Source organism: Vasconcelosia minhoensis LEGE 07310 (assembly GCF_015207255.1).
GTDB lineage: Bacteria > Cyanobacteriota > Cyanobacteriia > Phormidesmidales > Phormidesmidaceae > Vasconcelosia > Vasconcelosia minhoensis.
Genome location: NZ_JADEXG010000057.1, coordinates 1 through 13,067, shown reverse-complemented (window position 1 = coordinate 13,067; position 13,067 = coordinate 1). Strand labels below are relative to the sequence as shown.

The window sequence follows — 13,067 nt, the reverse complement described above, 5'->3', positions numbered from 1 at the left end:
CTCTTGCCTCTTCCCTCACACTCTCCCCCTAAACTCCTCCGCATCCCGCTGAATCTGCTCAAACTCCCTCACCAGCGGCGAAATACTCGCCTCCTCATGTTCCACATAGCGATAAAAGTCGGCAAAACTGCGGTCAATCTCTTCGTAGATCACGCTCAGCTTTGCCGTGAGCTGCTCAGAGATCTCCCGCTCAAACCGGGTTCGATTGCGGTCTAGCTCTTGATCAAACTTTTGAATGAGGCTGCGGCGCTTGGCGATTAAGATCCCTCCAGCAATCAGGAGACCAACGCCAAAAAAAACGCTGCCGATAATGTCGAGAATGACGACCTCAGTCACCGCCGCAATCACCCCGCCAATGGTAGCCAAGATGCCGCCGCCGGCCACGCCAGGGCCAACGCTATCGGCGTTAGCCGCCAGGCAATCGAGAAACCCCGGATCGTCGAGCAGCCCAGACACCTTGCCCTTCACATCTTCAATCACCTCATAGCGGTGATCGGTCAGGGGAATCAGGATCTCGGAGCGGCGAAAATGGGTATTTTGAATGCGGTCGAGGTCTTCGACTAGGCTTTTGATCAGCTGCTGAATACCGTTGACAAAATGCTTGGCCCCATCTTTCGAGGTTTCCTCCAGCGTACTCTCTAGCTCTGCCTGAGCGCGATTTTTCAGATCGGTCATCCAGGCTTCTACCCGCTGGCTGCGGTTGAATAGGGAAAGGAGCGATCGCTTGGCCAGAGTCCAGACCGACAGCCCCTCTCGGAACTCAGCCTTGACCTCGGCCGTAATTCGCCCGTACTGGCTAATCAGCCGATCGACCAAGGAGCTAATCTCGTAGCGCGACTGCGTCTGCCCCGTTCCCAATCGGTCTTTGATCCGCGCGACAACGGCACGGTCAGTCTCCAGCTGCTGCTGTAGCGAGTCAATCTCCTTCGTCAGCCGGGACAAAATCTGCTGCATCGATCCCAGCCCCGACTCTAGCTTCAGCCGGTAGCCCCGACCGCCGGTGATCGTCTGGCTGATAAACTGGCGGACGGGGTCGAAGCCGCCCTGCTCAACCTGATTTTCAGACTGCTCTAGCTTGACCGAGGTGGCAAAAATATGGGGATCTTTGATTTGACGCGCGATCGCTTCCTGCTGTAGATACTGCTGTGCCGTTTCCAGCTCCACCGGGTCAGCCAAATCGGCCTGCTGCAGGATAAAGACAACCGGCTTCTGCCATTCTTTATGGGCATAGTCCAGCAGCGACCAGGCCGTCTGCGTATAGGGATTTTTGGCGAAGAAGATAAACAGGACTAGGTCGCTATTGGGAATAAATTCCTTTGTAATCTCCTCGTGGCTTTGGATCGGGCTGTTGGTTCCTGGCGTGTCAACGATCGCAATCTGTTGCAGGATCGGCACCGGACGACCCATTTCTTGCAGCGCACCGGACTTGGTTTCCCGGCTGTAGTCATGGTCAGAGTAGGCAATCTTAGCCACGCGGTTGGTCCGTGGGTCGGCACCGACTTCACAGACTTCACTGCCCAGCAGCGTATTGATAAAACTGCTCTTGCCCGCCTTGACCTCTCCAATCACGACGAACAAGAAGGGCTGAGCAAGGCTTTCGCGCAGGTTCTGAATCGTTTTTTGCAGGGCGCTATGTTTGACCGCTGCTGCAAACCGTTCTAAACGAGCAAGCAGCTGATCCAAAGCGACCTGATGCCGCTGTAAAGTCGGATCGATAATTGCGTTCGTCATGGCCAGGCCCGCAGAGTGCTTTAGCCAATCATAGCCGAATCATCGCCTGGCATTCATGGCGCAGAAGATAGAAATGCTTCTCAGGGAGGATGCTGACCTCAGCTGACAACCGTAAGTTAGTAATCGTAGATGTCGAAAACTTCTATAGGAGATATTCCATGAGTGATGCCGAAAAGAAAGATAAGTCTTTTGCTGAGAATGTAGAAGATACGATTCAAGACAAAGTTGACAATATTGAGGAAGAAGCGGGCAAGAAAGCCGAGAACTCTCCCAAGCTCACCGATCAGGATAAGAAATAATTTAAAGCTAAACCTTGGTCACCTGAGCCGCAGCAGAAATTCCGAAAGGATGACATCTGCTGCGGCTTTTTAATAGGTTGGGTTTCGCAGCGACTGATTGCTGTTCAGGAAGGCCAGCCCAGCAAAGGTGTCATTCAGACTGCGGTAAAAAACGCTTCAGCATAGCCTGCCAGTCTGCCTGGCTCTGCTCTCGCATCACCTGACTGCTGATGGTCTCCAGTCTAGGGGAATCTTCTGGCATGGTAATCACATAGCGGCGAATTTGAAGCCCGGTAGACTCAATATACAGCCGACTTTTGAGCTCATTTCGATTGAGATAGTTCAGCAGCGCCGCATCGTAGACAAAGGCATCGAGCTGACCCTGATCAACCGCTCGCAGCCCGTCCAAAGGCGCTTTCACCGATTGAAATGAGATTTGCTGCTGCTCTAGCGCCTCAGCGGCGCTGGAGCCTTCGATGCTCCCGACTTTGATGGCCTTGAGATCGGCAAACTGGGTAAGCTGACTCGTCCGATCCTGAGTTAGCACTGAGGTAATCGTCGCCGTCAGACTGGCGGTAATGCCCATCGCAATCAGCATCCAAATGAGCGCTATGACTCGTCCACCCACGGTCACAGGCGCTTTATCGCCATAGCCAATTGTCGTCATCGTCACCCCGGCCCACCAGAAGCTATCCCAGATGCCGCGCCCCGGATGGGCATTAAACATCTCTTCGTTCTTGCTACGTTCAAACAGCCACACAATCGCGCCGACAGCGACCAGCAGCAGCGACAGCCACAGGCAGACCCATAAAAAGCCCGGTGATAGAACTGAGGTCGCCACGTCTAAAAAGCCCCGCTGGCGGGACTGGGCAATGCCCAGGGAAGAAATGTAGTAGCTCTGGGTAAAGTCAACCTGCTGCTCTGCGTCGGCAGTGGCGGTGGCGGTGATGGCCATATCGACGGTGCCATCCTGCACGCGCTCAACTTCTTCTCCCGGCTGTAGCTCCTGCCATTCATACTGAATATTCAGCTCTTCGGCAATCTCCCGCCACAGATGGACGCCAATTCCATCCCAGTCATTACCGCTTTCGGTCTGAGTTTGGATGGCAAAGGGCGGCATCGGGCTAACGCCAATCGTCATTTTGGCCTGGGGTTGAGGCGAAGTTTGAGCCTGAGTGGGGTCATTGGGCTGGGTAGACTGAGCGCCAGCGGGTACAGGCCGCAGCAGCCCCCCCGCCAATAGCGCCGCAGAACCAACTGAGAGCAGGGTAAACAATCGTCTCATAGGGGACGTTTAAGGCAATCATCGGCCTGTTCGAGCAACGTCAGACTTCCGACCTTACCGCCTTATCGACCCAGCCGCGTCTATAAAAAGGCCGATTGACTGGGTTCCCATTGCGACTTGCTCAGCTTGAGGGTTGGAATGCTATCAGCGAGACTGGGTTCGGCATCACCGCATAAACTTTTCCAAACTGAGCCGATCGTCGATGCGCAGACGGGTTAAGCTAGGCGCTATCACAGCTTGCTGACCGGCTTCCGACAACCCTAAGTGAATCGTGATATCAGCTCCCTAAGTCCGTCAGCGCTTAGCAGTTAGGGCATCCCTTCAGCCTTGGCTTCGGAGTCAAGCGACAAAGGGCTGTATTTTTATAACTTTCCGACTATTCCTTCCCTTCAGTAAAAGGAACGACTCATGACTCATAAAGTTTTGTCGGGCTCACGCAATGTCGCTATCGTGGGTCCTTATTCCAGCGGTAAGACCACCCTTTTAGAAAGCTTGCTCGCCGTCACCGGGGCGATTTCCCGGAAAGGCGGCATTCCCGAGGGCAACACGGTTGGAGACAGTACCCCGGAAGCCCGCGACCACAAAATGACCGTTGAAATCAATGCCGCCTGCACCCAGCATGGCGGCATTAATTTTACCTTTGTAGACTGTCCGGGGTCGGTCGAGCTGCTCCAGGAAACCTGCAATGCCCTGATCGGCGTCGATGCCGCCATCGTTGTTTGCGAACCCGACCCCAGCCGCGCCCTGACGGTCTCGCCGCTGCTCCAGTTCCTGGACAGTTGGGAAATTCCCCACCTGCTCTGGATCAATAAAATTGACCGCAGCAATGCTGCCTTTTCGGACGTCGTCGAAGCCCTCAAGTCGGTCTCTAGCCGTCCCCTTGTCCTCCACCAGTATCCCATCGGCATGGGCGGCAAGCTGGTGGGCTTTATCGACCTGATCAGTGAGCAAGCCTATCATTATCATCCCAGTGCCCCCGCCGACCCGGTGCCCCTTCCGGCTGAGCTGGCCGCCGCAGAAAAGGCCGCCCGGGCTGAAATGCTCGAAACGCTCGCCGACTTTGACGACCACCTGCTAGAAGAGCTGCTGGAAGAAATCGATCCGCCCCAGGAAGAAATTGTTCGAGATCTCAAGCTCGACTTGGGGGCTGACCTGGTCGTTCCCGTGTTTATCGGCGTTGCCGCTAGTGATTACGGCGTGCGTCCGCTGCTCGATGCCCTGGTGCGCGAAACGCCCGAGCCTAAGGTCACTGCCCAAAATCGCGGTATTGATTCATCTAGCAGCGAGCCGCTGGCCCAGGTGCTCAAAACCTACTACAGCTCCCAGGGTGGGAAGCTTTCCCTAGTGCGGCTGTGGCGCGGCCAAATTGGCGATAGCGATGTGCTAAATGGCGATCGCGTCGGCGGCATCTATCAGCTCATGGGTCAGCAAACTATACCGCTCAATACCGCCGAGGCCGGGTCAATTGTCGCGATCGCGCGTTTAGAAAAGGCCCTTACCGGGGACACGCTCGGAACGGGGCCAAAACCCGCTGAGGAATTACCCACCGCCGATGCGCTAAACCGGGTCTATGCCCTCGCGATCGCGCCTGCCCAGCGCAGCGATGAAGTAAAGCTCAGTACCGCCCTTGGCAAGCTGCTGGAAGAAGACCCCGGCCTCTATTGGGAGCAGCACGGCGATACCCACGAAGTCATCCTCTGGGGGCAGGGCGAAATGCATTTACAAATAGCCCTGGAGCGCCTCAGCCGTAAATATCACCTGCCGATGACGACTCACCTGCCCCAGGTCCCCTACAAAGAGACCATTCGCCGGTCAACGGCCGATGTGCACGGGCGCTATAAGCACCAAACCGGCGGCCATGGCCAGTTTGGCGATGTCTATATCGACATTCAACCCCTGCCTCGCGGCGACGGCTTTCGCTTCAGCGAGTCTGTCGTGGGGGGCGCGGTGCCCAAACAGTACATTCCCGGCGTTGAAACCGGTGTCCGCGAAGCGTTAGTGAACGGCCCGCTGGGTTTCCCAGTCGTCGATATTGCCGTGACCCTGACGAACGGCTCCTACCACAGCGTCGATAGTTCTGAGCAGGCATTTAAGCAGGCCGCTCGCCTAGCGATGCAAACCGGCATGGCTGCCTGCGAACCCGACCTGCTAGAGCCGATTGCCGCCGTCGAAATCTCCGTTCCCAACAGCTTTACCTCCGGCGTCCTGCGGCTGATTAGCATCCGTCGCGGTCAGATTCTGGGCTACCAGGCCAAGCCCGGCTGGCCCGGCTGGGATCAGGTTGCTGGCCATCTCGCCGTAGCTGAAATGCAAACGCTGATTTTAGAACTGCGATCGCTCACCCTGGGCGTCGGCTTCTTCAGCTGGCAGTACGACCACCTCAGCCCCGTCCCAGACAAACTCCGGTCCCAAATTCTCGCCCGACAAGCTCCCTCAGAGTTCTAACTCACCGGCGAGACAGCCATCTTAGCGGACAAAAAGTCAGAGAGTAGGACGGCCAAGTTGGCGGTCCTACTTTTTTGCTCAAACCCTCTTCCCTCTTCCCTCTTCCCTCTTCCCTCTTCCCTCTTCACCCCCCACCCCCATCCAGATACAATAAGCTGACGTTAACTTGCAGCGAACAAACCCATGACGGTGGCAAAAATCGGCATTATCGGCGGCAGCGGCCTCTACCAGATGGAGGCGCTAACCGATATTGAAGAACGGCAGGTCGAGACACCCTTTGGCAAACCATCAGATGCGCTGATTATTGGCACCCTGGAAGGAACGCGGGTGGCCTTTCTAGCCCGCCACGGTCGCGGCCATACGCTGATGCCGTCGGAGCTGCCCTTTCGGGCCAATATCTACGCGATGAAAAGCCTGGGCGTAGAGTATCTGATTTCCGCTTCGGCAGTCGGCTCGCTCAAGGCCGAAGCCAAACCTTTGGATATGGTGATTCCTGACCAGTTCATCGACCGCACCCGCAGTCGGGTTTCGACCTTCTTTGGTAACGGCATCGTGGCGCATATTTCCTTTGGCGACCCGGTTTGCCAACAGCTGGCAGGTGTGCTCGCCGATGCGATTGAAAACTTAGACCTGCCCGAGGTAACACTGCATCGCGGCGGCACCTATGTCTGCATGGAGGGACCCGCCTTTTCGACCAAGGCCGAATCGCACCTCTACCGCAGCTGGGGCGCAACCGTGATCGGCATGACCAACCTGCCCGAAGCGAAGCTGGCCCGCGAGGCGGAAATGGCCTACGCCACCATGGCGATGGTCACCGATTACGACTGCTGGCACCCCGACCACGACAGCGTCAGCGTCGAGATGGTGATTGGCAACTTACAAAAGAACGCCGTCAACGCCCAGCGGGTGATTCAATCCGTCGTTCAACGCCTGAGCCAACATCCCCCCGAGTCCGACGCTCACTCTGCTCTCAAGTATGCCATCATTACCCCGCTAGACAAGGCCCCCGCTGAGGCGAAAGAAGACCTCTCACTGCTATTAAAGAAATACTTGTAATTGGTCTTTCTGCTCTTTTAGAACTTCTCTACCCCTTCCAAACCGTCCACAGTCCACCAAATTTAGTGAGTCAATAATCCCATGGGTGAAGCCAAGCGACGACAGAAAAGCGATCCAAACTACGGCAAGGTTAAACAAACGCGATCGCCGAAGCCAAAATGGCGCATTCAGAACATTTCCAAATCCGAAATATTGATCTGGGCCGCTATCTTCGGCGCTGCCGCCGCAACCTTTGCCTGGACCTATCTGCCTCAGTGAGCTCAGGCGCGATCGCATTGCCTTTGCTAATTTGACGGCCAAGGTCGTCTTGCCAATGCCAGAGGGCCCATGGAGCATAATCAGGCGGCAGGCGGGCACCGACGGAGGATCGACCCAGTCCTTGAGCTCGCCCAGCTCATCCTGTCGTCCGTAGAAGACCGGCACATCGGGAACCTGCTGCCAGTTAATTTCAACGATCGTGTTTTCGTAGCCCGCCTGCCGCAGCCAGTCGGCAACGTTACGCCAGCTTTCTAGAGTGTTGCGCGAGCGCGCAGTTAGCACCTCAACGTAGCGATAGAGCGTCTGACTCAGACTAACCTCAACCGTTCCAGTCGCTGTAACCTGCTGTTCGGCAATTTCGGCGGGGCTATAGCCACACAGCAATCCCCGCAGCCGCACTTTCTCAACCGAAGTGAGGCCCGGCTGCATATGTGAGGCAAACTGGCCTTTGGCAACCGCTAGATCGGCATAGAGGCGGTCTAGATGCCAGTTCTGCGTTGCTTCTATGAACAGCGGCGGCGGTGAAGGCATGGGTGAGGCAAATCCGCTTACGGATGACTTTATCCTAACGGACTTAGCGGACTTGAATTGGCCCCTAGGGCCAGATCATAACCTACTTCATAACTATGCCTATATTCCAGACTGCTCTTGGCTTAACTAGTTTGAGAGTACCTAAGTTTTCTGGCCTACATTTTCTATTGGAGGTGCCCATGCTGGTTCCCTATGCTCGCGGTCATATGCTGAGCGATCGCTATCAAATTTTGTCAACGCTGGGCCAGGGTAGCACCGGCTATACCTACAAAGCTCAAATGATTGATTTAGACTGCCCGGTGGCAATCAAAGTCCTCTCCCTGAAGCGGCTTGGCGACTGGAAGATACTCGACCTGTTCGAGCGAGAAGCAGAGGTCTTAGAACGGCTGAATCATCCCGGCATTCCCAGATACATCGACTATTTCCAAGCCGATGTAGGCAGCGATCGTCACTTCTATTTGGTGCAGTCGCTGGCCCCTGGAAATTCCTTGGCAAATCTAGTAAAAGCAGGGCAGCGATTTGACGAAGCTGAGATAGTCGTGATCGCGCATCAGGTTCTCGCTATTTTAGAATATCTGCACACCCGCGAGCCTGCCGTCATCCACCGTGATATTAAGCCCGACAACCTGATCTACCAACCCAATGGTCAGCTCTCTCTAGTTGACTTTGGTGCGGTTAAAAACCTTTACCGCCATACGGCTATCGGCAGCGGTACCTGCATTGGCACGCTGAACTACATGCCTCCCGAGCAACTTCGCGGCCAGGCTTGCTTTGCTTCAGACCTGTATGGTTTAGGCTCGACTTTACTGTTTCTAGCGTTAGGTGAATCCCCAGCCACATTACCCCGGTGGCGCAACCGAATCCAGTTTCGTTCGCGAATATCGCTTTCACCCAGTTTGTGCAAATGGCTAGAGACGCTATTACAGCCTGCTGTTGAAGAGCGATTTCAGACAGTACAGCAAGCCCAATCCAGACTCGACAGTGTCAAGTTCAATTGGCAAGAGCCCCGCTCTGCTCCTGCTATTCCCAAATCCAAGAAGTATCCTGCTAATCGGACCTCAGCTAAGGATAGTGACGCCCTGGTCACTGCCTTTAAGGTTTTCTTTTGGATTGGGTTAGCCGCGTCTATTAGAAAAATCATGCTCGAACAGCCGTCTCCCGTAGCGGCTACCGCCGAGTCAGCCAGCGTCAGCGCAGATCGATCTAGCTCTAGGCCAGATGCTATGGCCCATCGACTTAGCCTAGGGGAGCGCAGTCTGCTTCCTCAGATTTCTGACTTCAAACAGCTTGCGATCAAAGCTTACGCTGACGGTCACTATCCTCTGGCAATCGACCTTTTCGAGGCACTACTCGTAACCCAGCGGAATGATCCTGAAGCCCTGATTTACTTAAATAATGCCCGAATCGGCGAGCAGCCTGCCCATACAATCGCGGTAGCAGCCCCGCTCAAAGAAAGCACAAATCCGGCCTTAGAAATTCTGCGTGGCATTGCTCAAGCTCAAGATGAAATCAATCAGGCTGGGGGAATTGCCGGGATTCCACTCAAAGTCCTGATTGCCGATGACGGAAACAATCCAAACATTGCCCAACGGCTGGCAACCAAGCTCACTTCAGATCCCTCTATCCTGGCCATTATCGGTCATTTCAGCAGTGATGTTACTCTGGCTGCCGCCCCCATTTATCAGCAGAAAGGGCTGCCCATGATTTCGCCCACAAGCACTTCGGTGGAAATTTCTAGCCTGGGTGACTATGTCTTTCGCACCGCGCCGAGCGATCGCTTTGCCGCTGCTGCCCTCGCCAGCTATCAGCTCGAAACGCTGCACCGCCGTAAGACCGCCATTTTTTATAACTCTCAGAGCAGCTACAGCCAGTCGCTCAAAAATGAATTTACCACGGCGCTCTATGGCGACGGCGGCGAGGTGGTTACTGAGTTTGACCTGATCCAGTTCAGCCATTACAGTGCAGCAGAAGCTGTTCGGCAGGCCCAGCAAGCGGGGGCTGAGGTACTAATGCTGGCCGCCAATACGCCAACTCTCGACCCAGCCCTAAGGGTAATTGATGCAAATCAAGGCGAACTCCCCCTGCTGGGCGGTGACAGTTTGTACAATCCCAAAATTTTAGACCAAGCTGGGCCAGCAGCAACCGAGCTGGTTGTGGCTATCCCCTGGCATTTACAGGCGCATCGAGAATCGTCTTTTGCTCAGCACTCCTACGATTACTGGGGCGGCGATGTGAGCTGGCGTACGGCGACAACCTATGACGCGGCCCGGGCGATTTTCGCAGCGTTGCAGAATCAGCCCAGCCGCGAAGGAATCGAGACCGTGCTAAGCAGCGATCGCCCTGTGACGGATGGCGCAACTCAAATCGTAAAGTTTCTGCCGTCGGGCGATCGCAATCAGCAGCCTCAGCTAGTGACGGTCAGAAACGGCGATCGTTCAGGCTATGGCTATGACTTTGTTCCAATACCTTAGCAGGGCTAATTTTAGCCCTCTTAATAACGCTTCCTATAGAGTCCGTCGGTCTTGCTAACTAACGCTCTTTAATGACTTTAGGGACGATAAAATGAGGCAACGCGCTGAAAACTTTATAGATCAATGACCGAGCCCCTAGAGTCATGAGACCTCTTGCACTAATCAGAGGCTGTTTGTAAATAGGTATTACGAAGAACGCATATCGTCTGTGAAATCAGCGATGCCAGGAATGAAAGTTCTCAGGGGTCAACTGCGATGGGAGAGACAGAGCGAAACGGCAGCGATTTGAGCGATCTAGAATGGCATCGGATTGGGCCGCTGCTGCCCGAACAAAAACAGGTCGGTCGATTGCGAGAAGTGGATTTACGCGAAGTCTTAAACGCTATTTTTTATCGAGCTGACAACGGGATAAAATGGCGAAACTTGCCCAAAGATTTTCCGCCCTGGCAAACGGTCTACGGCTACTTTCGGTTGTGGGTCAGGCGGGGGGTTTGGGAGGCGGTCAACCAAGCCCTCGTCGGCCAAGTGCGGCTGTCCGAAGGACGAGAGGCGGAACCGAGTTTGACGATTATCGACAGCCAGTCGGTCAAACTGGGCGAAAAAGGGGGGCCGAAATTGGGGTCGATGGCTATAAAAAGGTGAAAGGTCGCAAGCGTCATATTGCCGTAGATGTGCTGGGGCTTGTCCTGATCTGTCATGTCGGCGCAGCCAACCAAGCCGATGTGAAAGCAGCGCCTTTCGTGCTGTTTTGGGTATTAGAGCAGTATGGCCGGATTCAAAAGATTCTGGCCGATAAAGGCTATCGAGGTGACCTGGGCGATGACCTAGAAGCCGTTTATGGTGTCCCCATTGAGATTTCACAACAGAGTGCTAAAGGCTTTACGATAGAAGCAAAGCGATGGATTGTGGAAAGGACTTGGGCTTGGTTGGATAATGCTAGAAGCTTGACGCGAGATTATGAACGGCTTCCGGAGAATCATGCAGGCATGGTGTACATTGTCATGATTCGATTGATGTTGCGGCGATTAGAAAAGAATCGCAAAAATTGGAAAGCAACAACTACTTAACTTTCATTTACAAACACTCTCTGAAGTAGGGCATGGAAAAATAGATGAGCCTAAGAATAGTTGCGCCTTTTGTCAGAAAGCGTCTGAGAGATTTGCCAGTTGCTTTGGTGAGTACGTTATCGGGCCTTTTTGTCTTGTACGGTACTGCGCACTGGCATTCGCATTCGCATGACTTCTACTTTCTTAACTATCGTGAGGAAGGTTTGGTTGTCTGGCCCTGCCTCTGGTTAGTGGTATACGCGCTGCTGCATTCTCTAGGCGTTTACGGCTCAGCTTGGCTGTTTGGGCAGCTTTGTCCCCGCCGTACATTAGTAGTCGAACCCGCATCTTTGATGGTGGGGGGCGTCATTGGCGGTATTGCCGGGCTAATGACACAACTGATTAGCGATTTTGCTTTTATCTCCCCATGGATCGGCATTGGTGTTGGATCGCTACTGGGAATACAACTGGGCTGCTTAGCAAAGCGTCGCAGGACTTCGGGGCATGTGGCAACTTTGAGGAGAGCCGCTATACCAGTAGTGCTGGTTTTCTTTTTGTGTCTATTGAACTACAGCGGCTTTCCAGGCGTGAATGCGCCAGCCCAGTCGCGACAGCAGTGGGCTTACACAGAATTTACAGACTATAAATACGCGGTCAGCGATATTCAGAACTGCGAACCGATTAAGGCAATAGTCGGTAACGTTAAAATCATCGCGCCGACCTGGGGCAAAAACATGACGGTTCGCGATCCGGGCACCTTAGGGCATCGTGGCGAGTTCACCTTAGAAGTCATTGGCGATAAGGGCACAGGTATTGCGAACGCTAGGTTTCATATTTTCACTAGCCTATACAAGGTAAAGTTCACCGATGAAGATAAGACTGAGATACTGACTTGCGATAACGCAGTCCAGATTCCCCTACACTGACACTCGCGCAGTCGTTATATGGGCGAACTCACGCGAGAAGTTGTCGGAGTTATCGGAACGGGCGTTGCTAATGTTGAAGTGTCTCTATGCAGCATTTCTTACTTAGCTCAATGTAGTGACTTGATATGAAAAGCTATCGGATTGTTCAAAATTACGAATACCCCATCGGCGTGTTTTTCACTAGAGGAAAACACTACAGGTAGTGATCAGCGAACCGTAGGTTATTACTTATTATAAGTTGTAAGTTCGTGATTATATGCCTAGAGAGTCGTTGCCACGGATGCGTCAAAAACCTTCCTTTCTGACACATCCTTTGCAGCTAATCTGCCCTCTAGCCGTTAGGTAACGATATTGTGCATTGACTACGACAGTAAATTTAACGGTCGGTTTCTAAGTGGTTGTCATGTAATAAAAGGTGTGCCGAAGGCATTCTATAGTGTAGCGTATATGAAATGTCTACTGGTTCTGGCCAAAGGCAGCGAACGAACCATGAGAAGAGACAGCTAATAGAACGGGTCTATCACCGGCTAGCATCAATCAGGGCCTCGCTACGCTTCAAAGCTTCTTCAAGTGACTGGCAGTCAAGCAATATATCAGTCGGGTACCAACTTAAGCCGGGAAAGTGTCTGCGTATAAGGGTTTCGGCTGTTGTGGTTTAGAAGACCGCCGAGGCATAGGTAGATCACCTACCTGCGCTAGCATCCATTCAAATACGTCGGGAAAATCGTGCCCAAATAAGCGCTGAGCAGCAGTCGTGCCATCGTGTCGTTTGAGGTCGAAGTGGCTTTGTTGCACAAATCGTTCGATAGGCAGTTGTGATGAGCAAGAATGAATCGATACGGTTGAGATAATAGTCGAAGTAAGGGAGAGCATGAAAAGCCGCTACCGCATCTGCAACTGGTCAGAGTATCATGCCGCCTTGGAGGCCCGAGGGAGCCTGACCGTTTGGATAGATGAAGGGGTGCTGAGCGCCTGGAAGAACAAGCAAAAGACTGGCAAGCGAGGCGCGTCGAATACCTACAGTGACCTAGCGATAGAGA

Annotated in this window: 11 protein-coding genes and 1 pseudogene; 8 read left to right on the top strand and 4 right to left on the bottom strand. The window is 53.7% G+C overall.

All coding sequences use genetic code 11. The features are described 5' to 3' along the window. Positions 1-15: 15 nt before the first annotated feature. Positions 16-1,731 carry a dynamin family protein gene (locus IQ241_RS19535; RefSeq protein WP_193910450.1) on the bottom strand — a complete coding sequence of 572 codons (1,716 nt, stop codon included), beginning with the start codon at positions 1,729-1,731 and terminating at the stop codon, positions 16-18. A 158-nt stretch (positions 1,732-1,889) separates the two neighbouring features. On the opposite strand from IQ241_RS19535, the gene IQ241_RS19530 reads away from it, so the two are divergent. Beyond that, the gene (locus IQ241_RS19530; RefSeq protein ID WP_193910448.1) at positions 1,890-2,030 is read left to right on the top strand and encodes a hypothetical protein; all 141 of its coding nucleotides are present in this window, start codon (positions 1,890-1,892) and stop codon (positions 2,028-2,030) included. 130 nt (positions 2,031-2,160) lie between these two features. On the opposite strand, the gene IQ241_RS19525 is transcribed toward IQ241_RS19530, so the two are convergent. Beyond that, complete coding sequence (locus IQ241_RS19525; RefSeq protein WP_193910446.1) at positions 2,161-3,294, bottom strand: ion channel; 1,134 nt, start codon at positions 3,292-3,294, stop codon at positions 2,161-2,163. Between the two features lie 408 nt (positions 3,295-3,702). Between IQ241_RS19525 and IQ241_RS19520 the strand changes: the two genes are divergently transcribed. After that, positions 3,703-5,739: an elongation factor G gene (locus IQ241_RS19520; RefSeq protein WP_193910444.1), complete on the top strand. Its 2,037-nt coding sequence runs from the start codon at positions 3,703-3,705 to the stop codon at positions 5,737-5,739. Between the two features lie 183 nt (positions 5,740-5,922). Continuing rightward, positions 5,923-6,795: an S-methyl-5'-thioadenosine phosphorylase gene (locus IQ241_RS19515; RefSeq protein ID WP_193910442.1), complete on the top strand. Its 873-nt coding sequence runs from the start codon at positions 5,923-5,925 to the stop codon at positions 6,793-6,795. On the opposite strand, the gene IQ241_RS19510 is transcribed toward IQ241_RS19515, so the two are convergent. After that, on the bottom strand, positions 6,778-7,584 hold the full coding sequence (locus IQ241_RS19510; protein WP_193910440.1) for an AAA family ATPase: 807 nt from the start codon (positions 7,582-7,584) through the stop codon (positions 6,778-6,780). The genes IQ241_RS19515 and IQ241_RS19510 overlap by 18 nt on opposite strands. A 179-nt stretch (positions 7,585-7,763) precedes the next feature. On the opposite strand from IQ241_RS19510, the gene IQ241_RS19505 reads away from it, so the two are divergent. The 4 genes from IQ241_RS19505 to IQ241_RS19490 all read left to right on the top strand — a co-directional run bounded on the left by IQ241_RS19505 (position 7,764) and on the right by IQ241_RS19490 (position 12,027). Continuing rightward, complete coding sequence (locus IQ241_RS19505) at positions 7,764-10,055, top strand: bifunctional serine/threonine-protein kinase/ABC transporter substrate-binding protein (RefSeq protein ID WP_193910438.1); 2,292 nt, start codon at positions 7,764-7,766, stop codon at positions 10,053-10,055. Positions 10,056-10,310: 255 nt separating this feature from the next. After that, positions 10,311-10,697: an IS5 family transposase gene (locus IQ241_RS19500; protein WP_193910436.1), complete on the top strand. Its 387-nt coding sequence runs from the start codon at positions 10,311-10,313 to the stop codon at positions 10,695-10,697. Continuing rightward, positions 10,694-11,122, top strand: a complete 429-nt coding sequence (locus IQ241_RS19495) for a transposase (protein WP_193910434.1) — start codon at positions 10,694-10,696, stop codon at positions 11,120-11,122. The genes IQ241_RS19500 and IQ241_RS19495 overlap by 4 nt, the downstream gene beginning before the upstream one ends. A gap of 44 nt (positions 11,123-11,166) precedes the next feature. Continuing rightward, a complete protein-coding gene (locus tag IQ241_RS19490; protein WP_193910432.1) occupies positions 11,167-12,027 on the top strand; it encodes a hypothetical protein in 861 nt (286 codons plus the stop codon). A gap of 609 nt (positions 12,028-12,636) precedes the next feature. Here IQ241_RS19490 and IQ241_RS26690 read toward each other — a convergent pair. Beyond that, the gene (locus IQ241_RS26690) at positions 12,637-12,900 is read right to left on the bottom strand and encodes a DUF6399 domain-containing protein (RefSeq protein ID WP_228021872.1); all 264 of its coding nucleotides are present in this window, start codon (positions 12,898-12,900) and stop codon (positions 12,637-12,639) included. Between the two features lies 1 nt (position 12,901). On the opposite strand from IQ241_RS26690, the pseudogene IQ241_RS19485 reads away from it, so the two are divergent. Then, a pseudogene (locus IQ241_RS19485) lies at positions 12,902-13,067 on the top strand (transposase); the annotation flags it as partial.

What these genes read in the sequence shown, in the direction of transcription:
- IQ241_RS19535 (WP_193910450.1), bottom strand. Translation starts at nt 1,731, where the DNA reads ATGACGAACGCAATTATCGATCCGACTTTACAGCGGCATCAGGTCGCT.
- IQ241_RS19530 (WP_193910448.1), top strand. Translation starts at nt 1,890, where the DNA reads ATGAGTGATGCCGAAAAGAAAGATAAGTCTTTTGCTGAGAATGTAGAA.
- IQ241_RS19525 (WP_193910446.1), bottom strand. Translation starts at nt 3,294, where the DNA reads ATGAGACGATTGTTTACCCTGCTCTCAGTTGGTTCTGCGGCGCTATTG.
- IQ241_RS19520 (WP_193910444.1), top strand. Translation starts at nt 3,703, where the DNA reads ATGACTCATAAAGTTTTGTCGGGCTCACGCAATGTCGCTATCGTGGGT.
- IQ241_RS19515 (WP_193910442.1), top strand. Translation starts at nt 5,923, where the DNA reads ATGACGGTGGCAAAAATCGGCATTATCGGCGGCAGCGGCCTCTACCAG.
- IQ241_RS19510 (WP_193910440.1), bottom strand. Translation starts at nt 7,584, where the DNA reads ATGCCTTCACCGCCGCCGCTGTTCATAGAAGCAACGCAGAACTGGCAT.
- IQ241_RS19505 (WP_193910438.1), top strand. Translation starts at nt 7,764, where the DNA reads ATGCTGGTTCCCTATGCTCGCGGTCATATGCTGAGCGATCGCTATCAA.
- IQ241_RS19500 (WP_193910436.1), top strand. Translation starts at nt 10,311, where the DNA reads ATGGGAGAGACAGAGCGAAACGGCAGCGATTTGAGCGATCTAGAATGG.
- IQ241_RS19490 (WP_193910432.1), top strand. Translation starts at nt 11,167, where the DNA reads ATGAGCCTAAGAATAGTTGCGCCTTTTGTCAGAAAGCGTCTGAGAGAT.
- IQ241_RS26690 (WP_228021872.1), bottom strand. Translation starts at nt 12,900, where the DNA reads ATGCTCTCCCTTACTTCGACTATTATCTCAACCGTATCGATTCATTCT.